This window comes from Pseudomonas sp. MPFS (assembly GCF_022537035.1).
GTDB lineage: Bacteria > Pseudomonadota > Gammaproteobacteria > Pseudomonadales > Pseudomonadaceae > Aquipseudomonas > Aquipseudomonas sessilinigenes.
The window spans coordinates 223,154-244,719 of sequence record NZ_CP066123.1; the positions used below are offsets into that span (position 1 = coordinate 223,154).

26 protein-coding genes and 1 tRNA gene are annotated in these 21,566 nt (G+C 59.2%); 20 read left to right on the top strand and 7 right to left on the bottom strand.

Translation table 11 applies throughout. From position 1 onward, the window contains the following. The first annotated feature begins 2 nt into the window (after positions 1-2). From I9018_RS00890 to I9018_RS00915, 7 genes are all read left to right on the top strand, one after another. Entirely contained in the window at positions 3-446 is a 444-nt protein-coding gene (locus tag I9018_RS00890; RefSeq protein WP_241108507.1) for a hypothetical protein, read from the top strand. 387 nt (positions 447-833) lie between these two features. Continuing rightward, positions 834-1,304, top strand: coding sequence for a hypothetical protein (locus I9018_RS00895; RefSeq protein WP_241108508.1), 471 nt, complete (start codon positions 834-836; stop codon positions 1,302-1,304). Positions 1,305-1,485: 181 nt separating this feature from the next. Next, positions 1,486-1,896 carry a putative toxin gene (locus tag I9018_RS00900; RefSeq protein ID WP_241108509.1) on the top strand — a complete coding sequence of 137 codons (411 nt, stop codon included), beginning with the start codon at positions 1,486-1,488 and terminating at the stop codon, positions 1,894-1,896. 15 nt (positions 1,897-1,911) lie between these two features. After that, positions 1,912-2,661 carry a hypothetical protein gene (locus tag I9018_RS00905; RefSeq protein ID WP_241108510.1) on the top strand — a complete coding sequence of 250 codons (750 nt, stop codon included), beginning with the start codon at positions 1,912-1,914 and terminating at the stop codon, positions 2,659-2,661. A gap of 258 nt (positions 2,662-2,919) precedes the next feature. After that, positions 2,920-3,291, top strand: coding sequence for a hypothetical protein (locus tag I9018_RS00910; protein ID WP_241108511.1), 372 nt, complete (start codon positions 2,920-2,922; stop codon positions 3,289-3,291). 525 nt (positions 3,292-3,816) lie between these two features. Next, positions 3,817-3,948 carry a hypothetical protein gene (locus tag I9018_RS32675; RefSeq protein ID WP_277398084.1) on the top strand — a complete coding sequence of 44 codons (132 nt, stop codon included), beginning with the start codon at positions 3,817-3,819 and terminating at the stop codon, positions 3,946-3,948. Between the two features lie 551 nt (positions 3,949-4,499). Further along, positions 4,500-4,976 carry a hypothetical protein gene (locus tag I9018_RS00915; RefSeq protein WP_241108512.1) on the top strand — a complete coding sequence of 159 codons (477 nt, stop codon included), beginning with the start codon at positions 4,500-4,502 and terminating at the stop codon, positions 4,974-4,976. 730 nt (positions 4,977-5,706) lie between these two features. On the opposite strand, the gene I9018_RS00920 is transcribed toward I9018_RS00915, so the two are convergent. The 3 genes from I9018_RS00920 to I9018_RS32680 all read right to left on the bottom strand — a co-directional run bounded on the left by I9018_RS00920 (position 5,707) and on the right by I9018_RS32680 (position 8,092). Beyond that, positions 5,707-6,300 (bottom strand): DUF4291 domain-containing protein, encoded by a 594-nt coding sequence (locus I9018_RS00920; protein WP_068576224.1) that lies wholly within the window; start codon positions 6,298-6,300, stop codon positions 5,707-5,709. 98 nt (positions 6,301-6,398) lie between these two features. Further along, positions 6,399-6,869, bottom strand: a complete 471-nt coding sequence (locus I9018_RS00925; RefSeq protein ID WP_241108513.1) for a hypothetical protein — start codon at positions 6,867-6,869, stop codon at positions 6,399-6,401. Continuing rightward, positions 6,866-8,092, bottom strand: coding sequence for a PAAR domain-containing protein (locus I9018_RS32680; protein ID WP_277398085.1), 1,227 nt, complete (start codon positions 8,090-8,092; stop codon positions 6,866-6,868). Before I9018_RS32680 ends, I9018_RS00925 begins: the two co-directional genes overlap by 4 nt. Positions 8,093-8,528: 436 nt before the next feature. On the opposite strand from I9018_RS32680, the gene I9018_RS00935 reads away from it, so the two are divergent. The 5 genes from I9018_RS00935 to I9018_RS00955 all read left to right on the top strand — a co-directional run bounded on the left by I9018_RS00935 (position 8,529) and on the right by I9018_RS00955 (position 12,496). After that, positions 8,529-9,089 (top strand): YbhB/YbcL family Raf kinase inhibitor-like protein, encoded by a 561-nt coding sequence (locus tag I9018_RS00935; protein WP_185701654.1) that lies wholly within the window; start codon positions 8,529-8,531, stop codon positions 9,087-9,089. 86 nt (positions 9,090-9,175) lie between these two features. Continuing rightward, the gene (locus tag I9018_RS00940; protein ID WP_241108514.1) at positions 9,176-10,924 is read left to right on the top strand and encodes a VWA domain-containing protein; all 1,749 of its coding nucleotides are present in this window, start codon (positions 9,176-9,178) and stop codon (positions 10,922-10,924) included. A gap of 37 nt (positions 10,925-10,961) precedes the next feature. Continuing rightward, positions 10,962-11,543, top strand: a complete 582-nt coding sequence (locus I9018_RS00945; RefSeq protein ID WP_124348305.1) for an RNA polymerase sigma factor — start codon at positions 10,962-10,964, stop codon at positions 11,541-11,543. Then, on the top strand, positions 11,540-12,241 hold the full coding sequence (locus I9018_RS00950; protein ID WP_241108515.1) for a hypothetical protein: 702 nt from the start codon (positions 11,540-11,542) through the stop codon (positions 12,239-12,241). Before I9018_RS00945 ends, I9018_RS00950 begins: the two co-directional genes overlap by 4 nt. Positions 12,242-12,313: 72 nt before the next feature. Beyond that, a complete protein-coding gene (locus I9018_RS00955; RefSeq protein ID WP_124345456.1) occupies positions 12,314-12,496 on the top strand; it encodes a hypothetical protein in 183 nt (60 codons plus the stop codon). A gap of 18 nt (positions 12,497-12,514) precedes the next feature. Here I9018_RS00955 and I9018_RS00960 read toward each other — a convergent pair whose 3' ends face one another. From I9018_RS00960 to I9018_RS00970, 3 genes are all read right to left on the bottom strand, one after another. Next, a complete protein-coding gene (locus I9018_RS00960) occupies positions 12,515-12,979 on the bottom strand; it encodes a hypothetical protein (protein WP_241108516.1) in 465 nt (154 codons plus the stop codon). Then, positions 12,963-13,814 (bottom strand): hypothetical protein, encoded by an 852-nt coding sequence (locus I9018_RS00965; protein WP_241108517.1) that lies wholly within the window; start codon positions 13,812-13,814, stop codon positions 12,963-12,965. Before I9018_RS00965 ends, I9018_RS00960 begins: the two co-directional genes overlap by 17 nt. A 144-nt stretch (positions 13,815-13,958) precedes the next feature. Continuing rightward, positions 13,959-14,035 (bottom strand) — tRNA-Arg (locus I9018_RS00970). Between the two features lie 188 nt (positions 14,036-14,223). Between I9018_RS00970 and I9018_RS00975 the strand changes: the two genes are divergently transcribed. The 8 genes from I9018_RS00975 to gabT all read left to right on the top strand — a co-directional run bounded on the left by I9018_RS00975 (position 14,224) and on the right by gabT (position 20,478). Beyond that, positions 14,224-14,766, top strand: coding sequence for a sigma-70 family RNA polymerase sigma factor (locus I9018_RS00975; RefSeq protein ID WP_225926549.1), 543 nt, complete (start codon positions 14,224-14,226; stop codon positions 14,764-14,766). 118 nt (positions 14,767-14,884) lie between these two features. Continuing rightward, positions 14,885-15,112: a RebB family R body protein gene (locus tag I9018_RS00980; RefSeq protein WP_031321382.1), complete on the top strand. Its 228-nt coding sequence runs from the start codon at positions 14,885-14,887 to the stop codon at positions 15,110-15,112. Positions 15,113-15,136: 24 nt separating this feature from the next. Continuing rightward, on the top strand, positions 15,137-15,769 hold the full coding sequence (locus tag I9018_RS00985; RefSeq protein WP_241108518.1) for a hypothetical protein: 633 nt from the start codon (positions 15,137-15,139) through the stop codon (positions 15,767-15,769). Positions 15,770-15,908: 139 nt separating this feature from the next. Beyond that, positions 15,909-16,412 carry a hypothetical protein gene (locus I9018_RS00990; RefSeq protein WP_124345457.1) on the top strand — a complete coding sequence of 168 codons (504 nt, stop codon included), beginning with the start codon at positions 15,909-15,911 and terminating at the stop codon, positions 16,410-16,412. A 103-nt stretch (positions 16,413-16,515) separates the two neighbouring features. After that, a complete protein-coding gene (locus tag I9018_RS00995; RefSeq protein ID WP_068578913.1) occupies positions 16,516-16,830 on the top strand; it encodes a RebB family R body protein in 315 nt (104 codons plus the stop codon). Between the two features lie 56 nt (positions 16,831-16,886). After that, the gene (locus tag I9018_RS01000; RefSeq protein ID WP_241108519.1) at positions 16,887-17,201 is read left to right on the top strand and encodes a RebB family R body protein; all 315 of its coding nucleotides are present in this window, start codon (positions 16,887-16,889) and stop codon (positions 17,199-17,201) included. 375 nt (positions 17,202-17,576) lie between these two features. Further along, the gene (gabD, locus tag I9018_RS01005) at positions 17,577-19,019 is read left to right on the top strand and encodes an NADP-dependent succinate-semialdehyde dehydrogenase (protein WP_068578910.1); all 1,443 of its coding nucleotides are present in this window, start codon (positions 17,577-17,579) and stop codon (positions 19,017-19,019) included. A 175-nt stretch (positions 19,020-19,194) separates the two neighbouring features. Beyond that, positions 19,195-20,478, top strand: coding sequence for a 4-aminobutyrate--2-oxoglutarate transaminase (gabT, locus tag I9018_RS01010; protein WP_241108520.1), 1,284 nt, complete (start codon positions 19,195-19,197; stop codon positions 20,476-20,478). Between the two features lie 74 nt (positions 20,479-20,552). Here the strand turns inward: gabT and I9018_RS01015 are convergent, their stop codons facing one another. Next, entirely contained in the window at positions 20,553-21,566 is a 1,014-nt protein-coding gene (locus tag I9018_RS01015) for a cysteine synthase family protein (RefSeq protein WP_241108521.1), read from the bottom strand.

Below are 21,566 nucleotides of genomic sequence, written 5' to 3' on the forward strand. Positions count from 1 at the left end.
TCATGAAAAATCTAGACCTTTTGCATGATAAATTTTTAAGTAAGGCTGTTGATGGTGGTGAGCTTCTTGAACTTTTTGGATGGTTGGTAATAATTGATTATAGTTTGTTTCTTATTCCTTGTGAGTATGGGGCTGACTACAGATCTGGGGAGAAAATTGAGTTTTGCGAATCAGAAGTAATCTTTTCTATAGCGGATAAGGTCCTCCCTTTAGGAGGAGGGGATAGCTTTATTTTTCATAAGGCAAAAGTTTTAGGCCGATTAATGGACACCAGTCCGCCTAAGGTAAGCCCTGTAAGGATAGTTGTGGAAGATAGAAGTCTTGGGTCCATAGAGGTATGCCTCGAAGATGAGGCGATGGATCGCAATAAAATTAGATATTCTGAGTTTTTGAAAAATAGGGGCACGTCTGATTCTGCTGACTGGCTTGATATTTACAAAGGCTAATCGCTGTAAAAGGGGAAGTTTCCGGTCTGTTACCTAAACCCGGTACCGCTTCTGTGCCTGCAAGCGGTATAGGAGTCGGTGCTACACGAAGCAGCTAGGTAAGAAACTTGGTAAGCACGTTGAGGATTTTGGGGATAATGCAGGCAGCCCTACAGACCGTAAAATGGTGCTCGATAAAGTTCATGATGTCGGAACTAATCCTGAAAAGGTCATTCCTGGGGTTTTTCCCGGGCAAGGAGCAAATGGTGCTCGGGGTGATGTGTTCTTCAGGATTAAGAGTAATGATTTGGTTGTTACTAAACTTGATGGGAAGTTCGTTACGATTCTGAAGGATGGAGTAACTCAGAATACATCTGTACAGAACGCACTGAAGGGAGGGTGGAGATAATGAGGCCTCCTGAATTGATGGTCTCTTGGCTGCTGACAGTGATAGGGAAGAAACTGCTGTCAGTAAGTGCTCTATTCCATATTTTTGCTTCTGAGAGGGATTCTTTTCCTCAAGAGATAGGTCTTTTCTTTGAATACTCTGAGGTTGGAAAACTCTATGGCGGACGTGATGGTGCGTCTCTATCTTTTTCTTTGAGTCAAATTGTCGGCTGCGATCTTGGTGAATATGGAAAGCAAGATATTCTTTGTGTATCTGATGAGCCTTGTTATTTCAGTGTTGTGGGGCGGAAATTGGCGTCAGCTTCGCTTGTGCAGTCCTCGGTGGAGGAGGCAGTGATAGGTGTTGTTCTTTCGTTTGATAGTGGTACTTGCCTATCCATTTTAAATTTAGGTGATGAGCTTTTTGTCTATGATGAGGTCCCAGAGGAAATAGTGATCAGTGAGGCGGTGAGCCTTATTCCGGTGAGTTGATGCTGCAAAAGGAGCCTCTCCGGGAACTGTTACGTACTTTAGGGTTGAGGGCGGTGGATCTGGTACGAAGACCAGTCAGAACCGCATTATTGCCAATGAAGATGGAACCATCACCATCACCCCAGGTTGCGCAGGGCAAATTTGCGTAAGTGTTGGCAATGCTGATCATGCTACGTACTACTTGACGAACAAGCGACCTGATGGCTCTGTAATAGTTTTTGACGTTGATGCTGGCCTTCATAAGGAAATTGTAGTTGATGCGTTCAGTCATGTGGGTGGTACGAAAAATACAACTCTGGTAACTGTTCAACTCCCTAATGGAAAACAGGTAACAACAATTCCAGATATGTGGGGTAGAAATGCTGGTGGGTTACTAGAAGTAAAAAATGTTAAAAATCTATCTATGTCTGACCAGTTACGCGCACAGTTGCAGCTAGCAGAAATGACTGGGCAGCCATTTAATCTGGTTGTAAGCCCACGGACACAGAGTATTTCTGCGCCACTTAAGGCAAGAATAGATGCGGTTACTAGTAAGGTTGGTGGAGGTATATACAGATATGATCCTTCTACTAAGTTATTGTCAGATTTTTAACTGATTTGGTGAATTATGCTGCGCATGTCTGTAATAACAAATCTTGATACTACAAGCTGGGTTGTTGGGAACCAGGTTATTTCGGCATTTTCAGAAAAGGATTCAAAGCTTATTCCGGAAAGCTTGTTCCAATGGGAAAATCGAATTGCTAATTTTGAAAGTGTTCCTGCATGTGAGACATATTGGGCTCAAATGGCAACAATGCAGGTTCAGGGTTCAAAAATGGAGTTTCCTATAGGGCTCCGTTGGAAGAGAAAAAAAGTAGCAAAATATGATGCGGAGATTAGTCATACTCATAAGAATATGAAGGGCGAGCAAATAGATGGTTCACTTATTGTGCAAGCGCAATTTAATAGTAAAGTCGATTGGTTAAGTGTTTTTCGAGAGGCATGCTTAGCTATGAGGGCAAGCTATGCTCTGATGCATGTTTTTCATAAAAATGAAACCGTTAATGTAAGGCCGGGGACTTCGGAGAGCTATTTTCTTTCTGGTGTTCTACATCGTGGCACGATACCGAATATTGGTTGGGCAGTATTTTATGGTGAAAAATTCGCCGGATCAGTTGACGTTGATCGAATTGCAGGCTCAGGATTTCCTATTGAAAAAATAGGTAGCGGTTACTTGGTAAGGGTTACAGAAAATCTCCAAGATGTTGTGAGTGATTTTCCTCTATTTTCCAAACGTCGTGCCGAACTCAAGACTTTGTTTCCAGAAGGGTTTTTTCTCATAAAAGATGAACCACTAACAAACAACCCCAGCTCTTGAGCTGGGGTTGTTCATTCACTCCGCCGTAATCACTAATCTATTCTTACTGACCTCGATTCTAATTTTCTGATTGACCTCAAGTCCTGCCTGTTGCAACCAATGCCCACGCAGTCGAAGCCAGGAGGTAAGGCGGTGTTGTGGATATTCGGCATCACCCAACGGTGGGAAGAAAAAAGTCTTGATGTATCAGGTAAGTATATAGAAAAGTATGGGTGTCAAATCCAAGTACTCCTAGAGTAGGTGCGTGGGTATCAAAAAATGAGTGAAATCATAAGAGAGTTCGACATGCTTTGCGGCGTAGCTATGACTGCTTATGACGAGGAATCAGAGATATCCTATGAAACATCATTATTGAGGATTCTGAATTTTGTTAAATGTAATTTGATATATAAAAAAGAGTTTATTCTGAAGTTCGAAAATATATTGATGTCTAGCAGCTCTCCATTTGAGGTCGTAGCATTTTGTATGCGAGAGCTTCAGTGGCCGGAAATTAAAGACTTTGTAATTTCGAATATGGATCCTTCACAAGATCCCCGTAGTGAAGCTCTGCGAGGGGTGCTTACAGCATATGATGAGTTTTGGCCTGACGCCGATTTGTACAAATATTATGATGCGAATAAACAAAATTAAGTGGGCATTCATGAAGTAGTCTCCACGGTTTGGTGTCATTCGGTCATCAAACAAGTTCTGTCATGATTTAAGATAAAGGAGTTGATTCCTTGTAAGCTACTGGGGGCTATATACAGCAGGGTAGCTATCTCCTAAAAGATAGAAAGTACAGTCTTCCGATTAAGGCAACATCTGAGCAAGCAGCAGCTCAACCTGGCAGTCGGGGTGAGCCTGACCTCCGAGCAGGTGGTCAGCAACGACCGGGGCACACGCTACAATGACCTGAGCGTGACCCAGAACGGCTCCAGCTTGTGATCTTGCGATCAGCGCAGGGCGCGACATCACCGCCATCGCCAGCCAGATCGAGGCCAAGCGCGATGTGACGATGTCGGCCACGGAAAACCTGAACCTGGTTTCAGCCGCCAATGAGCAGCACTCGGCGAGCAAGGCTAAGAAGGTAATTATAGGTTTACAGCCCCGGAAGGACGTATTGCTGGTTATGTAGACAGCAAGGGCACTTATTATATATCTGAGGGAAATCATCGCATGGTCGCCGCCCAGGAAATATTCAGAAAGACAGGTGATGCTTCTTTTATAGATAAGTTATTGAAAAATGGACTGTGGACTCAAACAAAAAATGCCCCTGCTGGAGCTCAATCCATGCCGGTAAGAAAATGATGATCGCTCATATTAAAAAAAATGAAATATACGTTGGGATGTTGTCCCTAGCTCTACCTTATATAAGAAATATCCAGACTCTGGATAAAAAGATAAAGGGTAAGGATAGGTCGTGTTATTTTGAGGCGGAGTTAGTGCACAACCTTACAGTCGGTTTGTTGGACTCTGAGTTTTCTGAGCATGATATATGGTTTTTAAATCATCAGGCTAAGTATTACTTTGACAACTGCAGTGATGATATTTCACCTAATTACTCGGAGCATATAAAATTTATTCAGGCTCTTTTTGAGCTGGTTCCTGACTCACTAAAAGCAAAACTACTATGGCTTGGGCCATGCCATAATCAGCAAAGATAAGGGTATAAAACGCCATCAGGATCATATGGCTTTGTAACAGTGCCTGATGGAGCAGTTCGAGTCAGTAGGAAAAATATTAATGAAGGTTTTTCAACTCACCTTGGACTTAGCGATAGAGGGACTTAAAATATTCAGGTTCTATACGCTATTGGAATAATTATGTTCCAAGTCGAGGAGCAATAAGTCAGCAGAATAATGGCTCTGGGCATTGCAAGCCGCCAGCATCGTTATGTAATAACTCCAGGCTGCCAGAAAATTTATTTAGTCCAAGTTAGGTTTGACATGGATGAGCGACAGAGGGCGCTATGCGCACAGCTTGTTAGGGTGAATTCTGATCAAGCTGCTGATTGGCTAATGACTAAGTATCCGATAGAGTCTGCTGATTGGGGAGAAGCATTGCTACTGATTCCCCATCGTACGTGGAAGCGCTCTGATCAGAAGCGATTAGCAAAATACTATTTTAGAAAATTACCTTTTTCTGGGCCAAGAGGGTATGAGTCTTTTGCGGCTATTATGTCTATAAAGTTATTAATTGGTTGTGTGGCGGAAGCTATTTCGGCAGAAGCATCAAAGGTTGAATTGTTGCTTTATTATTTGATTCCGATTTTAAATAAGTTGGCTAAAAATGATTCGAGCCGCCAGCTGGTTAGAGAATTTGTTGCGGGGCTTTAGTTGGTTACTTTGAATGCTAAAAATATCCCCGGCACTGCCGGGGATATTATTTTTCGCTCCGCTGTAACTACCAGCCTATTCTTGCTGACCTTGATTCTAATTTTCTGATTGACCTCAAACCCTGCCTGTTGCAGCCAGTGCCCAGGCAGTCGAAGCATGGATGATGCAACGCTGACCCCAAGTATTCGCTCAGGAACCTCAGGAAAGGCCCAGGCATATAAAGTTTAAGGGCATCCAACCATTTCCGAGATTCAATATCATCCAGGTAGTGGAAAGCACAAAGCTGGTGAATATTATAAGTTTACTTATAAGGATGGTTTGGCGGTTAGAGTTGTGGTGAGATGTTACTGAAAGATCATGGTGTTTTAGCTTCTCAAATTGAGTTGGGATGGAGCTTGGCTCGATGAACTGAAACTAAATAGGGTTGATTCTGGTTGGGCAATTAATGCTGTTGATACCTAAAGTTTTAATGCTCTAAAAAACTGGATCTTGGAGCGCCATGATGTGGGACTCTGGGAGTAGAGCTGGACATTGAATTTCCGGTTGTTCTAGTTGACAGTTTCAGGGGCTGAGTGCAACACGGTTACTAAGTGGAAGTGGGCGCCTGCTCGATTTCTACGATGACGGTCGTTCGGTTATCACTCCAACACCGCCCGAGGTGGCGCTGACGACAATGCTCGACGAGCTGCAAACGCCCCATGCCGATCGCTGGCCTGGCGCGCCAGGCGGTTTACGCAGCAGGGCCCGCCATGGGGTATTCGCGCTCCTGGGGTAGCAGGCGCCGGGCCTCTTCCAGGTCGCCAGCCAGCACCCGCTCATGGATGCGATGCGCCAGCGGCGTGACGTCGCTGATGCGCTGGATCCACTGGTTCACGTACAAGCCCACTGCTTCCTGGCCAAGGCCGATCTGGATGGCCCGGTGTTCCTGGGGCCGCAGGTGCAGGTCGCGTTCCGGGTCCCACTGGATGCGCACCGGCGACTGGTCTTTCAACTGCAACCATTGCTCCTTGCTCATCCCCTCCTCGGCGTGGCTCGGGCAGCTGTGGGCCAGGGCCCATTCGAAGCCTTCGCGGCTGATGTCGATGGCCAGGATGCGGCTCTGCCCTGCGTCTTTGAAGCCCCAGCCGGCGCGATACATCATCCAGAGGAAGGAGGGCTTTATCCAGGTCATGCGCTCCATCTTGAACGGTGGCGAGACGAAGGTGCCATGGGCCAGCGCCGCATCGGCAATGCTTGCCGAGTAGGCCTGGTAGACGCGCAGGGTGCTGGCGTCGTAGACCGCCCGGATCTGGCGCAGGGGGGTGTTGTCGGCTGTTGCAGGCATGGTGTTTCCTTGTGAAAGCGGGCGGCTGAGTGGCCGCCCGTGATGCGCCTGGTGCGCTGCGCCATGTGCTGTTGCGCGGCATCCAGGCACAAGGGTGTTCAGCGGGAATGCTGTATCAAAAGAATGTCGCCGGTCGCCGCGTCGATATCCACCCTGAACATCGCCTGGTCGCGTTGTCGGCTGAACATGCAGGTGAAGACGCTGGGCGAATCCTGCGGGAACTGTTCGAACCAGGTGTAGACGCCGGTCTCGAGCTGGCCATCGATCAGCAACTGGTCGGTAATCCGGATCTGTTGCTGGCGGTCGCCGGAGACCACGTAGAGGGTCGCGGCCATGCCCGTGTCGTCATCGTTCCACAAAATGGCGAGGTGTTGCCGATTCGGTACCACGATCGCCAGCAGGCCGCGGCTATTGGCCACGCTCAGGAGCTGTTCCTGCCAGCGCCAGCGTGCCTCGACGACCAGGCAAGGAGACCATCCGAGGGCGATCATCCGGTCCACTGTCATGTTTTCGTCGATGACCTTGCCGTCTTCCCGGATGCGTTCGAAATCACTGATCACAATTTTCACTCCACAGGCAGCACTTTAGGCGTGCCGACTATTTTCACAAGCCTGTCACCGAGGAACTCCACTTGTCTCACCCCGCCCTTGTAGTTCTCCAGCGGGCCGGTGATGCCACTGTGAATCTTTTGCGGGGCGGTGGTCTCGACGGTGATCACATAGGACACGTCTGGCTTGAACCGCTCGAGGATCACCAGTTTATCCCGGGCATAGGCCTGGTTGGGAACCGCATCGGGGGTGGCGAATCCGCCGAAGAACTTTTTGCCCTGCATGATGCCTTCGGCCTGGCCCTTGGCGACCACCATCTGGTATCGCGTTCCTGGCGGCACTATCTCGGTCTTGACCAGAGTTCCCTCCAGCCACGCTGGCAACTCCTTCTTGGCGATCATCAACTTGTTGACCTCCGAGGCCGTGCGCACTTCCAGTACCTGCGACTGGTTGGCCAGTCGCGCGGCGTTGCGCTCCGCACTCCTCCTGGCCATTTTCGGCCCGGCGCCGAGCAGCGCCAGGCCGGCGATACCTTGCAGCAGGTCACGGTAGCCCGGACCGAGCTGGTCGCCGATGTGGCCGAGCAATTCCATGCCGCCATAGATCGCGGCGCCCACCTCCACGGTGGTCAGCAGGGCTGCCGCGCCAGCCATGGCCGCCAGCACCAGGGCACCTGCGGCAGCGACCAGGCCCAACACCTCCAGGCCGGTATGCAGCCAGCCCTCGATATCCAGCACGAACTCCACCTGCAGCGTCGGGCCACCGATGAAGGTGTCCTGGCTACCGGACTTGATGTGTGCCCCGCAGGTCATCTTGCTGGTCAGGCGCGCCGCCGGCTTGCCGTTGATGTACACGGTAGCGCTGCCTTCGGCGATGGTGACCGGGAGCGGCCAGGGCGGATGCCCCAGGGGAAAGCCGGTACAGGAACTCGATACATCCTCACCGGCCCGCATGGCGTTGCGCAGGTTGACGAAGACATTGGGGCTGCCCCTTATGAGCTCGCCGGTGGTTGGCTCGGGCAAATCGAAGATGGTCGACAGTCCCTTCACCAGTTGGAACATCGACAGGCCGCCAGCGGCGACCGAACCCGCCAGGATCACCACCGCCAGGCCGCCCGTTGCGGCAGTTGCCGCGACGATGGCTGCACCGATGAGAGCCCCGGCGACCGCGCCGGCGATCATCGCTGCAACTCCGAATCCATGGGCGATTTCATCGCCAAACCGCGCTGCAGCCTGTACGTCCATGTTGAGGCTCCGTCCTTGGTGCTCCAAGCACCTTTCCTGGGCCATTGATTGTCGTGATCATCGGATTATCGAAGAGCGGTCCGGGGGCAGCAAGTCCTGGACGTCGTCCTGCATTTGCCAATGCAAAGCGCCATCGCGTCGACCAGGGCTCGCCAGTGCGCAGGCAACGCTAGCGGGCCAATACCACCAGCCGTGGGGATGGCGGGAGATTCACGCGGCTGATGAAACCCTGCTTGAGGAGCGCTCTGCGCCTGGTTACCGGCTGGGCCCCGGTGCCCAGGGTGGTTTTGGCTGGAAAATTCCGCATTTTTTAATTTACAACCACCCCCGCACTCAAGCTCAATCTCCCACCGCGCCTTGCGTGAAGGGGCGCATTCATTCAAGCCGGCTATAGTCTGGTGCTCACCCCGCTTTCATCCGCAAAAGGTGCTTTCGTATGTCTCGCTTTGCCTCCCGCAATACTTGGCTGGCCGCTGGTGCCGTGCTGTTGTGCCTGCAACTTCCCGTGCAGGCCCAGGAGCGTTTCACCCTGAATGTGCCCGGGGTGTCGGATGATCGGTTGTTCACCACCGGCAACGCCAGCGATGCCAAGGGCTGTGGCGGGCATAACAACTCCCCGGCGCTGAGCTGGACCGCCGGCCCTGCCGGGACCTTGAGCTACGCCATCGTCATGCACGATCCAGATGGCGCCAAGGGCCAGGGTGTCGATCACTGGGTGCACTACGGCATCAAGGCCAGCACCCGGCAGCTCCCGGCCGGCGCCGGCACCAAGCCGAACCTGGAAGGCCTGGCCGGTATCAACAGCCGTAACAGCACCACCTACATGGGGCCGTGCCCGCCGGTGGGCGACAGCGCCCATCACTACATCATCCAGATCTTCGCCCTGGACCTGCCCCCCGAGGCCTTGCCTGCCGGGCTGACCCGCGCCCAGCTGCTGGAGAAGATCAACGGCCATGTACTGCGCAATAGCAGCGTGGTGCGCCGCTACTCGCGCTGAAGTTTTTTTCAGGGGCTTAACCCGAATCGCCAAGGCGCTTCGTCTGAAGGGGGGAATGGATCATTTCTTCCCCGAGGTCAGCCCCCATGTCCCTTCCTCTGCATTTCCTTCGCCCGGCCACCCAGGGTTTCGCCATCGCTGGCCTGCTGTTGGCGATTGCCGGTTGCGGCGTGTCGTCCAAGCCTGATGCCACTGCGGAGGCTGTGGCCCAGGGCGCCCTGCAGGCGGCGCCTGAGGCCCAGTACGAGAGGCCGCGTGCCGATACGTCCCTGGCCAAGCGCGGCCTGCGCCCGGTATCGATGATCGCGCCCATGCCGGCCCCGGCAGAGTACCGCGAGTCATTCCAGGCCTACCGGGACGAGCCGCGCGAGCAGTACCAGGCCCTGCCGGACAACCCGATCCACAGCGTGGCCGAGGCCCCGGTGTCGACCTTCAGCGTCGACGTGGACACCGGCGCCTACGCCAACGTCCGCCGCTTGCTCAACCAGGGCAGCCTGCCGCCCGAAGGCGCGGTGCGCCTGGAGGAACTGGTCAACTACTTCCCCTACGACTACGCCTTGCCCAGCGATGGCTCGCCCTTCGGCGTGACCACCGAGCTGGCGCCCACGCCGTGGAACCCCCATACCCGCTTGCTGCGCATCGGCATCAAGGCTTCGGATCGCGCGGTGGCCCAGTTGGCCCCGGCCAACCTGGTGTTCCTGGTGGATGTCTCCGGCTCCATGAACCGCCGCGAAGGCCTGCCCCTGGTCAAGAGCACCCTCAAGCTGCTGGTGGACCAACTGCGCGACCAGGATCGGGTATCGCTGGTGGTCTATGCCGGTGAGTCGCGGGTGGTGCTCGAACCCACCTCCGGCCGCGACAAGGCCAAGATCCGCAACGCCATCGACCAACTCACCGCCGGAGGCTCCACTGCTGGCGCCTCGGGCATCCAGATGGCCTACCAGATGGCCCAGCAGGGCTTCATCGACAAGGGCATCAACCGCATCCTGCTGGCCACCGACGGCGACTTCAACGTCGGGGTCAGCGACTTCGACAGCCTCAAGGCCATGGCGGTCGAGAAGCGCAAGAGCGGCGTGTCCCTCACCACCCTGGGTTTTGGCGTGGATAACTACAACGAGCACCTGATGGAGCAGCTGGCCGACGCCGGCGATGGCAACTACGCCTATATCGACAACCTGCGCGAGGCGCGCAAGGTGCTGGTGGACCAGCTCAGCTCGACCCTGGCGGTGGTGGCCAAGGACGTGAAGCTGCAAGTGGAGTTCAACCCGGCCCAGGTCAGCGAATATCGCCTGCTGGGCTATGAGAACCGGGCGCTCAAGCGCGAAGACTTCAGCAACGACAAGGTCGATGCCGGGGAAATCGGCTCGGGGCATACCGTCACGGCGTTGTATGAAGTGGTTCCGGTGGGCGAGAAGGGCTGGCTGGAGCCGCTGCGCTACGGCCAGGCCAAGACTTCCGCCACCAGCGGCAAGGCCGATGAGCTGGCCATGCTGCGGGTGCGCTACAAGGCGCCGGAAGGGGGCAGCAGCCGATTGATCGAGCGGCCGATCAGCACCCAGCAGCCGACGGAGCTGGCCAAGGCCAGCCCCGACCTGCGGTTTGCCGCCGCCGTGGCGGCGTTCTCCCAGCAGCTCAAGGACGGTCGCTACACCGCGGATTTCAGCCTGGCCGACACCGCCAAGTTGGCGCGGGGCGCCAAGGGCGATGACCCCTACGGATTGCGTGGTGAGTTCGTACAGCTGGTGGAGCTGGCGCAAAGTCTGCAAACTCAATTCCCCAAAGATCGGGCGGCCGATGCGCTGGGCCAGCATGCCGTGCAAAGCCGCCTTGAGTAGAGCCATGACGAGCAGTGAACAGGAGTTCCAGCGCCCTATGTCTGCTCCCCATCCGTCCCCCGACGCCAGCAGCGACGAAGCGCTGCTGGCGCGTTATCGTGCTGGCGAAGGTGCGGCCTTCGAACTGCTGTACCAGCGCCATCGCCAGGGCCTGTACCGCTTCCTGCTCGGTTTGTCCGGCAAGGCGGAGCTGGCCGAAGAGGTCTACCAGGAAACCTGGCTCAGCCTGATCCGCAGCACCAGCGGGCCATCGGGCCGGGCCAGCTTCCGCACCTGGCTGTACCAGATTGCCCGCAATCGGTTGATCGACCACTGGCGCAAGCACGGTGTGCGCAACCCACTGCACGACAGCTATGACGAACAACTGCATGCCGAGGCTGACCAGGCCCCTGGGCCCGAACAGCAATTGAGCCTGTGCCGCGACCGGCAGCGCATCGAGGCGGCCCTGCAAGACCTGCCCGAAGACCAGCGTGAAGTGTTCCTGCTGCGGGCCCACGGCGAGCTGGAATTGCCGCAGATCGCCAGCCTGACCCAGGCACCTTTGGAGACGGTGAAAAGCCGTTTTCGTTATGCACTGAAAAAACTGCGTCGGCTCCTGGCCGAGGAGGTACTCACATGACTGACGCCCGACAGACCCCATCCGCCGAGGAGCAGATGCTGGCCCATGTGCGCGAGCACAGCGCGATGGCGCCGCCGGCCCATCTCGACGCCCTGATCCTGGCTGCTGCCCGCCGCGAGGCTCCCGCCCCCCGTGCCGGGTGGTGGCAGCGCTGGCTGCAGGCCTGCCAGCGTCCGCGTTACCAGGTGGCCTTTGCCAGCCTGTTCGGCGTGGCCTTGATCATCGGTATGGTGCAGCGCACTCCGGAGCAGTACCCGACCCAGGTCTTCGCCCCGGCGCGAGCCCCGGCCCCGGAGCCTGCGGCAGCCAAGGCCAGGCCCCGGGCGATGGAACAGGCCGAGATGGCCCCGGTACCAGCCCCGGAACCGGCATCGGCCGAGGCATCCGGTGCCCTGAGCGCTCCCGCCCCGGCGGCGCCCACCAGCAGCTTCGCCATGGCACCGCACATGGACCGGCAGGAGGAACGGCTCGCGCAATCGGACGTCCCCACCGAGGCCCATGCATCGCACCTGGCCAAGCGCATGGCCGCGACGCTCGGTCCGAGCCCCACCGAGCGGCTGGACCCGGTCCTGAAGGAGGTGTTGCGCCTGTGGGACGGCGGCCATAACCGCGAGGCGGCCGAGCTGTTGCTCAAGCTCTATGCCGCCTACCCGGACGAGGACCTGGACAGCCGCTTGCACGCCTTGCGTCGGCGGTGAAGCACAAGGATTGGCCCTCAAGGCGGAAAACGCGCACTATCGTGGCCGTTTCCAGAACTTGAGAGGCCGTCCATGGCACCTCGCATCGACCGCATTGCGGCAATGTTGAACTGCCCGATCAAGGGCGCACAGATCCGTCAGGCCATCAAGGAGAGTCGCAAGGACTTCGACCTTGAACAGGCCGAAGAGGACGATGCCGAAGCGCTGGCGCCGCAGGCCCAGGCAGACCTGCCCAAGGCCGACGAGGCTCAATGAGCCCGGCAGCCTGAATCTTCAGGCGTAAGGCATGGCAGGCAGGTTGAGGAACTCGGTGCAGGCGCCATCCGCGCTCATGCGCCGGGCCCGCTCCGGCAGCAGCCGATGGTGGTTTTCCACTTGCCAGCGATACCAGCCCAGGCGTTGGACGATCCGCCGCTTGCAGGCCGGCGGCAGTTGCCCCAGCAGGTCGGCGCTGCCAGGCGCCAGGCGGGCTCGGGTCGAGTAGTAGTTGAACAGGTTTTCCCGCAGGCCGAAGCAGTCTTCCAGGGTTTGCTCGATGCTGTAGGCATACAGCTCGAAGCTGGCACTGAGCTGCTGCGCGCCGTCGGCGTTGTCGCGCAGGTAGCTGAAGATTCCCGGCCAGTTGATGCAGTACAGGTGCTCGTCCCAATCGCCGTCCCGGGTCAGGTACTGGCCCTGGCCACGAAAGAACTGCAGCACTTCCTCACGCTCCAGCGCCTCTTCAAAGTGGCTTTTCATCTTGTGTTCCCTTGACCTGGGCAATGCTCACAGATAGCGCCACGCATTCGATCACGCTGTCGAAGCCGATCTCCAGGCGCACGTAGTAACCGGGGGTCAAGCGCGTGAGCTGGGCACGCATGGGCCCATCGAAGCGTGTGCCGCTCATGGCCAGTTCGCTGATGCCCTGGATCTCCAGCACCAAGCTGCAATGGCTCGGCCCTGGCGGGCTGTTCCAGCTGGCGGGCAGGAGCAGGCGGGGCAACTCCCCGGACAGGGCCAGGCGCAGTCGTTCGCCATGGAACTGTGGGCCGGGCGTCTGCAGCTCGTAGGGCGTGGCGGCGAGGCCGAATTGCGCTTTCCAGGCCTCGGGGTTATCGACACTGAACAGCCAGTCGCGGCTGCCGCGATCCCGTTCGGCAATCTCCTGGCATTGCTTGAGCGAGGGCAGCTGCGCACGGGCCAGGTCGTCGTGCCACAGCTCGCGGGCAGCACGCAGCAGGCGCTGGAAAAAGTCGCGGCTATCGATCACTCGCTCCGGCCAACCGCTGGGCCACTGCGGGTCCTCGTAGTCGTCCTCGGGCGGTTCCCAGACCTGCCCGAAGTCGTAGTGCGCATCGGCCACGGCCGCTTGCAGCGCCAGGACCCGCTGCTGCCGATGCCGGAAGTTCTCGCGCACATCGTCCCGCGCCAGGCAATAGCGGCGGATCAGGTGCTCACGGTCGTCGGGATCATTGGGGTCATAGCGGCTCAACTCGGCATCCAGCGCCTCGGGCATGCGGTAGCCGGTGAAACAGGCGATCCAGCTCTGCAAGGTTGGCTGGTACGGTTGGTCGAGCAGGGGATGGCGCAGCATCGGGACCTCCTGTCCTGGGGGCGAGGAATGTAGCAAGTTGCCCTCCGCCTGGGCAGGCCCGGGTGGCCATGCCCTTGTCGTCCGGCCTTGGCCGAGCCAACAAAAAAGCCCCGGGCCATGGGCCTGGGGCTTTCTCGTTGAAGCTGGCGCACTCGGCGGGATTCGAACCCACGACCCCTGCCTTCGGAGGGCAGTACTCTATCCAGCTGAGCTACGAGTGCAGTGCGGGCGACATCATACCTATGTCCACCCGGGGCGTCCACGCTGGTTTTCATGCGCGTGTGGTTGCCGGTCGCGATCCCCGGAAACCCCGGGGCCGGCGGTAGTTTTTCCCGCTGAACCGATCTTCTGCCCCGGCGCACCCTGCAGCCATGTCCGTGCAATCACGGGGCACAGGGAGGTGCGGTAGATGAACTGTTCCATGCAAGGTGGCCTGGAGGCGGCGCTGGCCGATCATCTGTTCGAGTCGAGCTGGCGAGCGGTCCTGCCCGGTTTGCAGCGCCGCGCCCGACAACTGGCCCGGGGCAATGCCGATGGCGCCCAGGAATGGCTGGCGGCCACGGCGATCAAGGCCTTGTTGTTCTTTCGCCGCTCGCCGGAGCGGATTCGCGACCCCCAGGGCTTCCTGTTCCTGGTCCTGGAGCATGTCTTTCTCGACAGTTGCCGGCGACGAACCCGGGAGCAGCGGTTGTTCGTCGACCTGGCCGACTTCGAGCAGGACCCGGTGCAGCAACTGGAGGCCCCGCAAATATCGGTGCTCGAGCATGTGGAGCTGCAGGAAGCCCTGGTCCAGCTCAGTCGCAGGGTCGCCAAGCTGTCTTTCAAGAAGCGCAGGCTGTTTGAACTGAAGTTCATCGAGGATTTGCCCTACCCGCACATCGCCGCCGAGCTGGGTATCAACCAGCCCCTGGCCCGCAAGCATGTGCAATTGCTGCGCGAGCAGCTGCGCTGAAGCATGACGAGGATTCACAACGGGCCTGCCGGAGCGTTTTCTTTCAGTGAGCCTGTTTTCGACGCTGTAGCCGGCGCCGCCGCCCCTGCGGTGGGCCATTCCATCTAAGGAGAGATGTATGCCAGATCCCATGGTCAACTCGCAGATCACCGATGCCGTCACCCAGACCAACGTCAAGGTGGTGGCCGAGGCCCCCGCCCAGTCCATTGCCTCGCTGTACCAGGTGGCCAGCCATTCCGCGGGCTTGTCGTTGCAGAACGCCGTCAACAGTCAGCAGGCGCTGAACCAGATCTCCAATGCGGTGGTGTCCAAGGCCGTGGCCCTGATCATGGCGATCGGCGAGTAGGGCTGATGGCCCGGGAGAAGCGTCATGGCTTGGTTCAAGAAGAAAACCCCTCGCACGGATGAAGTCGGTGCAAAACCCGAGCCCGTGATAACGCTGGAGCCGGGCCCGGAAAAGGCGCCCGACCCGGTGCCGCCGCCTGAGCCGGCACCGCATGTGCCGCCGTCCACGGGCGGCGACAAAGTCTCGATCATGGGGATGTTGAACGATCAGTTGCTCAAGAAGGCCAACAACCCGGACACCGGCAACACCTCTGCCTTGAACAGCCAGATCGTGCAGGCGGTGCAGTTCACCAATGCCGAGGCCTTCAGCTATGCCCCGGCGCAGATCGCCGTGCCTCCGGACATGATGATCAGCCAGGCGGCCGGCCTGGTGGCGCAGTCGGCCGCCGGATACTTCGATGGGGTCAGCAAGCTGGCCCTGGCGGCCCAGGCGGTGCTGATCAAGCAGATGACCGAAAACATCGTCAAGGAAAACGTCACGGGGGCCGCCGAAGATGCATTGGGCGTGCTGGCCACCGACCTGATGGTGGGGGCGGCCGCGGCGGTGGCGGCTGCCGCGGGGGCCATGGAAGCCGATGCGGCGGCCGGGGCCATCGACAAGATCGATGCCAGCATCGCCAAGTACGCCGATACCCTGGCCAACCGTGCATCATCCTGAACATCGCTCCCCGGGCGCGCAAGGCACCCGGGGAGGTTGTGCCGGGGGCCCGCGAGGCCTCTTTTTTCATCCTGGGCGCTGAAGTCCGACCCACCCGATACCCAGTGCTTCAGCGCCATTCATCGACAAGGAGCATGAGATGGCGAATGAAGACCTTAATGCGTTGGAAATGATCCAGCGTTTTGCCGAAGCCTACCTGAAACGTCCGTTGACCCAGGTCGAAAGCCAGGTGCTCGATGCGTTCATCCGCGACAAGCCCCTGGACTTTTCCCAGAACGCCCAGCAGAGCGTCGAGCAGGCCCGCAAGCAGGCCATGGAACTGATCCGCTCCGACAGCCAGCGCACCCGCAGCATCCTCGACCAGGTGACCAGCCCCAGGGCCACCGACAGGGCCGACCCCCAGGCCCGTGAGTTGGTGCTCTCGCAACTGCTGGCGGCCATCGCGGCCCAGGGCCAGGCGGCGCCAGCCCCGCCGGAACCCGCCGGCCCGGTGAACGACCCCACGCTCAGGGCGATGGTCAGCGCCATGGTGCAGGCCGAGGTGAAGAACACGGTGGAAAAACAGCTGGCCGAGCTCACGCAAAAGGTCGAGGAGGTGCTCAGGCAGTCCAGTCCCGGCAATGGTCGCCCGGGGTCGCGCTGAGCCGGCTCGGGCGCGGCTTTCGGGGCCGGTTCACAGGCCATGGCCTGCCACGTTCACTCAATGACACGGAATGCTCCGTGTATCAAACAAAGGAAGTTGAGCCATGCCACTTGTAAATGAACAAATCACCGATGCCGTCACCCAGACCAACGTCAAAGTCGTCGCCGAAGCGCCGGCCATGGCAATGGGCACCATCTACCAATCCATGGCCCAGGCCACCGCGATCCTGTTCCAGAACTCGGTCTCGGCGCAGCAGCAGCAAAACACCCTGGCGCAGGCCGCGACCAACCAGGGCGTGATGCAGATCTACAGCGTCGACACCACCGCCGGTGCCGCGGCAACCGAGAAGGTCGCCCAGGGCGGGGTCGCCGACAACCTCACCAGCCTGCTGACCGTACTCAAGTCCTTCCAGGTCTGAAGGCCTGACGGCTTAGTCCCCAGTTGAGTTCTTCCTGCTAAAAAAATGGAGTTTTTATGAGCACAGTTAGTCCGCAAATCACCGATGCCGTGACCCAGAGCAACGTCAAGGTGGTCGCCGAGGCCCCCGCCGTAGCCATGGGCACTGTCTTCCAGTCCATGGGCCAGTCCGTGGCCATCCTGTTCCAGAACTCGGTTTCGGCCCAGCAACAGCAGAACACCCTGGCCCAGGCGGCTACCAACCAGGGCGTAATGCAGATCTACAGCGTCGACACCACCGCCGGAGCGGCCACCGCCGAGAAAATCGCCCAAGGCGGCGTGGTCGACAACCTCGCCAGCCTGTTGACCGTGCTCAAGTCGCTCAACAGCTGATTGTTCCTGGCGGCATGCCAACGCCCCCGTTGCCAGCAGGCAGCGGGGGCGTTGTCTTTATGGCGCAGCGATGACGTTGATCCGAAAGTTTTCGCCTTGGGGACGTTTACGTTCTTTTTTTCGAACGCCCTATTGTCCTTTTACCCCCTTTGCTCCTAGGATTCGTTTGAGATTTCAAACGCTCTTGCCTGGGTGCCCAAGCGCACGTCTATCCTTGTGTGCGACATTTTTCATGCTTCGACCCAGTGAACGATTTTCCTGACGGCAGCTTTGCTCCGTCCGTTGCATGCGCTGCTGCGCTCGACGGCCGACAAGGCGCCTTTTCTACAATCACAATTTGCCCCGCGTATGCGCGGTGCTGTTAAGGAATCCGACATGCAGCTCAAAGATGCCCAGTTGTTCCGCCAACAAGCCTATATCGATGGTGCTTGGGTGGATGCGGACGGCGGCCAGACCATCAAGGTCAACAACCCGGCCACCGGTGAGATCCTCGGTACCGTGCCGAAGATGGGGGCCGCCGAAACCCGTCGCGCCATCGAAGCCGCCGACAAGGCCCTGCCGGCCTGGCGTGCCCTGACCGCCAAGGAGCGTGCCACCAAGCTGCGCCGCTGGTATGAGCTGCTGATCGAGAACCAGGACGACCTCGGTCGCCTGATGACCCTGGAGCAGGGCAAGCCACTGGCCGAGGCCAAGGGCGAGATCGCCTACGCAGCCTCCTTCATCGAGTGGTTCGCCGAAGAAGCCAAGCGCATCTACGGCGATGTGATCCCCGGCCACCAGCCCGACAAGCGCCTGATCGTGATCAAGCAGCCGATCGGCGTGACCGCGGCCATCACTCCGTGGAACTTCCCCGCCGCCATGATCACCCGCAAAGCCGGCCCGGCCCTGGCCGCCGGTTGCACCATGGTGATCAAGCCCGCTTCGCAAACCCCGTTCTCGGCCCTGGCCCTGGTTGAACTGGCCCACCGTGCCGGCATCCCGAAAGGCGTGCTGAGCGTGGTCACCGGCAGCGCCGGCGACATCGGCGGCGAGCTGACCAGCAACCCGATCGTGCGCAAGCTGTCGTTCACCGGCTCCACCGAGATCGGTCGCCAACTGATGGCCGAATGCGCCAACGACATCAAGAAGGTTTCCCTGGAACTGGGCGGCAACGCACCGTTCATCGTGTTCGACGACGCCGACCTGGATAAGGCGGTCGAGGGCGCGATCATTTCCAAGTACCGCAACAACGGCCAGACCTGCGTCTGCGCCAACCGCCTGTACATCCAGGATTCGGTCTACGACGCTTTCGCCGAGAAGCTCAAGGCCGCCGTGGCCAAGCTGAAGATCGGCAACGGCCTGGAAGAGGGCACCACCACCGGCCCGCTGATCGACGAAAAAGCCGTGGCCAAGGTCCAGGAACACATCAAGGATGCCCTGGACAAGGGCGCCACCCTGCTGGCCGGCGGCAAGCCCATGGAAGGCAACTTCTTCGAGCCGACCATCCTGGTCAACGTGCCCAAGGGCGCGGCCGTGGCCAAGGAAGAAACCTTCGGCCCGCTGGCGCCGCTGTTCCGCTTCAAGGACGAGGCCGAAGTCATCGCCATGTCCAACGACACCGAATTCGGCCTGGCCTCCTACTTCTATGCCCGCGACCTGGGTCGCGTGTTCCGTGTGGCCGAGGCCCTGGAATACGGCATGGTCGGGGTCAACACCGGCCTGATCTCCAACGAAGTGGCGCCATTCGGCGGCATCAAGGCTTCGGGCCTGGGTCGCGAAGGTTCCAAGTACGGGATCGAGGATTACCTGGAAATCAAATACCTCTGCCTGGGTATCTGATCCGGTTTCAAGCGCGCGGGGCACGAGAGCGCTGTCCCTCGCGCAGTTTTAAAACCGCACTATTCAAGGTGGCCCGGGACCACGGCGGCAGTCGATCATCGCATGCTGCCACCGTTGCCTCCCCGCCCCGCAACCCTTGAACCGCACCGCGGCCGCCGCGGTGAATGAGGACATTATGAGCAAGACCAACGCATCCCTGATGAAACGCCGTGAAGCCGCCGTACCGCGTGGCGTGGGCCAGATCCACCCGATCTTCGCCGACAGCGCGAAGAACGCCAGCGTCACTGACGTCGAAGGCCGCGAGTTCATCGACTTCGCCGGCGGTATCGCCGTGCTCAACACCGGTCACGTGCACCCGAAAGTCATCGCCGCGGTGACCGAGCAGCTGAACAAGCTGACCCACACCTGCTTCCAGGTCCTGGCCTACGAGCCCTACGTTGAGCTGTGCGAAAAAATCAACGCCAAGGTGCCAGGTGATTTCGCCAAGAAAACCCTGCTGGTGACCACCGGTTCCGAAGCCGTCGAGAACGCCGTGAAGATCGCCCGCGCCAGTACTGGCCGCGCCGGCGTGATTGCCTTCACCGGCGCCTACCACGGCCGCACCATGATGACCCTGGGCCTGACCGGCAAGGTCGTGCCGTACTCGGCCGGCATGGGCCTGATGCCAGGCGGCATCTTCCGCGCGCTGTACCCTAACGAGCTGCACGGCGTGAGCATCGACGACTCCATCGCCAGCATCGAGCGCATCTTCAAGAACGACGCCGAGCCTCGTGACATCGCTGCGATCATCATCGAGCCAGTGCAGGGCGAGGGTGGTTTCTACGTTGCGCCGAAGGAATTCATGAAGCGCCTGCGCGCCCTGTGCGACCAGCACGGCATCCTGTTGATCGCCGACGAAGTGCAGACCGGCGCTGGCCGTACCGGCACCTTCTTCGCCATGGAGCAGATGGGCGTCGCCGCCGACCTGACCACCTTCGCCAAGTCCATCGCCGGTGGTTTCCCGCTGGCTGGCGTATGCGGCAAGGCCGAGTACATGGACGCCATCGCCCCAGGCGGCCTGGGCGGCACCTACGCCGGTAGCCCGATCGCCTGCGCCGCGGCCCTGGCCGTGATGGAAGTGTTCGAGGAAGAGCACCTGCTGGACCGCTGCAAGGCCGTCGGCGAGCGCCTGGTGACCGGCCTCAAGGCCATCCAGGCCAAGCACCCGGCAGTGATCGGTGAAGTCCGTGCCCTGGGCGCGATGATCGCGGTCGAGCTGTTCGAGAATGGCGACAGCCACAAGCCGAACGCCGCCGCCGTGGCCCAGGTTGTGGCCAAGGCCCGTGACAAGGGCCTGATCCTGCTGTCCTGCGGCACCTACGGCAACGTCCTGCGGGTGCTGGTGCCGCTGACCGCCCCGGATGCGCAACTGGACAAGGGCCTGGCGATCATCGCCGAGTGCTTCGCTGAGCTGGCGTGACCCTCGGGCCTGAAGGCCCGCTGTGCAAAAGCCGCTGGCGCCCCTGGCCCCAGCGGCTTTTTCTTGCCCGGGTTTCAGGCCCCGGCCAGCCAACCGGCCAGGCGTTGCTGGACCCCGGGGTCGAACAGTTGGTGGTGGTCCATCCATTCATCGTTGAATACCGTGTCCAGGTACTTTTCCCCGCCATCGCAAACCAGGGCGACGATCACGCTGTGCGCCGGGCAATCCTGGGCCTGGCGCAGCGCGTGGTAGATCACCCCGCCGGCGGAGCCGCCCACCAGCAGGCCGTGATGGCGCGCCAGGTAGCGGGCGGTTTCGAAGGCCTCGGCATCGCTGGCCTTCAGGCCGCGATCGATCAGCGGGTAGTCGATCAGGGCGCCGATCTCGGCGCCTTCCGGCGTACCGGTACCGGACTGCAGGTAGGGCCCGCCGGGGCCGCCGAAAATCACCGAACCTACCGGCTCCACGCCCACCACCTGCACCTGCTGGTGATACGCCTTGAGCGCGCGGGCGGTGCCACACAAAGAGCCGCCGGTGCCGACCGCGCCGAACAGGTAATCCAGGCGCCCGTCGAGGGCCTCCTGCAGCTCCTGCGCCAGGGCCCGGTAGCCGTTGGCATTGGCCGGATTGTGGTGCTGCTGGGTCCAGTAGGCGCCCTGTTCCCGGGCGATGCGCTCGGCGGTGGCGTCACGGTCGGCGGTGGCCAGTCCACCCTCCGGGCTCCCGACCCGAACCAGCTGGGCGCCGAAGGCCTGCATGCCACGCAGTTTATCGACGCTGGAGTGGTGATCGACCACGGCGGTAAAGCGGTAGCCGCGCTCGGCGGCGATCAGCGCCAGGCCCAGGCCGGTATTGCCGGAGGTGGACTCGACGATCTGCCCACCCGGCTGCAACAGGCCCAGGGCTTCGGCTTCATCGATCATCTGCCGGGCCATACGGATTTTCGCGGTGCCGGTGGGGTTGAATTGTTCGAGCTTGAGCAGCACCCGGCTGCCATTGGCGGTTTCATGGAGCTGGAGCAAAGGAGAGGCGCCGATCAGCTCGGAAACCTGGTGCTTGATGGCGCAATCGGCTTGTGGCGAGTGCAT

Coding starts and splice junctions, on each gene's coding strand:
- I9018_RS00890 (WP_241108507.1), top strand. CDS start 3: ATGAAAAATCTAGACCTTTTGCATGATAAATTTTTAAGTAAGGCTGTT.
- I9018_RS00895 (WP_241108508.1), top strand. CDS start 834: ATGAGGCCTCCTGAATTGATGGTCTCTTGGCTGCTGACAGTGATAGGG.
- I9018_RS00905 (WP_241108510.1), top strand. CDS start 1,912: ATGCTGCGCATGTCTGTAATAACAAATCTTGATACTACAAGCTGGGTT.
- I9018_RS00910 (WP_241108511.1), top strand. CDS start 2,920: ATGAGTGAAATCATAAGAGAGTTCGACATGCTTTGCGGCGTAGCTATG.
- I9018_RS32675 (WP_277398084.1), top strand. CDS start 3,817: ATGGTCGCCGCCCAGGAAATATTCAGAAAGACAGGTGATGCTTCTTTT.
- I9018_RS00915 (WP_241108512.1), top strand. CDS start 4,500: ATGGCTCTGGGCATTGCAAGCCGCCAGCATCGTTATGTAATAACTCCA.
- I9018_RS00920 (WP_068576224.1), bottom strand. CDS start 6,300: ATGCCTGCAACAGCCGACAACACCCCCCTGCGCCAGATCCGGGCGGTC.
- I9018_RS32680 (WP_277398085.1), bottom strand. CDS start 8,092: ATGGACGTACAGGCTGCAGCGCGGTTTGGCGATGAAATCGCCCATGGA.
- I9018_RS00935 (WP_185701654.1), top strand. CDS start 8,529: ATGTCTCGCTTTGCCTCCCGCAATACTTGGCTGGCCGCTGGTGCCGTG.
- I9018_RS00940 (WP_241108514.1), top strand. CDS start 9,176: ATGTCCCTTCCTCTGCATTTCCTTCGCCCGGCCACCCAGGGTTTCGCC.
- I9018_RS00945 (WP_124348305.1), top strand. CDS start 10,962: ATGTCTGCTCCCCATCCGTCCCCCGACGCCAGCAGCGACGAAGCGCTG.
- I9018_RS00950 (WP_241108515.1), top strand. CDS start 11,540: ATGACTGACGCCCGACAGACCCCATCCGCCGAGGAGCAGATGCTGGCC.
- I9018_RS00955 (WP_124345456.1), top strand. CDS start 12,314: ATGGCACCTCGCATCGACCGCATTGCGGCAATGTTGAACTGCCCGATC.
- I9018_RS00960 (WP_241108516.1), bottom strand. CDS start 12,979: ATGAAAAGCCACTTTGAAGAGGCGCTGGAGCGTGAGGAAGTGCTGCAG.
- I9018_RS00965 (WP_241108517.1), bottom strand. CDS start 13,814: ATGCTGCGCCATCCCCTGCTCGACCAACCGTACCAGCCAACCTTGCAG.
- I9018_RS00975 (WP_225926549.1), top strand. CDS start 14,224: ATGAACTGTTCCATGCAAGGTGGCCTGGAGGCGGCGCTGGCCGATCAT.
- I9018_RS00980 (WP_031321382.1), top strand. CDS start 14,885: ATGCCAGATCCCATGGTCAACTCGCAGATCACCGATGCCGTCACCCAG.
- I9018_RS00985 (WP_241108518.1), top strand. CDS start 15,137: ATGGCTTGGTTCAAGAAGAAAACCCCTCGCACGGATGAAGTCGGTGCA.
- I9018_RS00990 (WP_124345457.1), top strand. CDS start 15,909: ATGGCGAATGAAGACCTTAATGCGTTGGAAATGATCCAGCGTTTTGCC.
- I9018_RS00995 (WP_068578913.1), top strand. CDS start 16,516: ATGCCACTTGTAAATGAACAAATCACCGATGCCGTCACCCAGACCAAC.
- I9018_RS01000 (WP_241108519.1), top strand. CDS start 16,887: ATGAGCACAGTTAGTCCGCAAATCACCGATGCCGTGACCCAGAGCAAC.
- gabD (WP_068578910.1), top strand. CDS start 17,577: ATGCAGCTCAAAGATGCCCAGTTGTTCCGCCAACAAGCCTATATCGAT.
- gabT (WP_241108520.1), top strand. CDS start 19,195: ATGAGCAAGACCAACGCATCCCTGATGAAACGCCGTGAAGCCGCCGTA.
- I9018_RS01015 (WP_241108521.1), bottom strand. CDS start 21,566: ATGCACTCGCCACAAGCCGATTGCGCCATCAAGCACCAGGTTTCCGAG.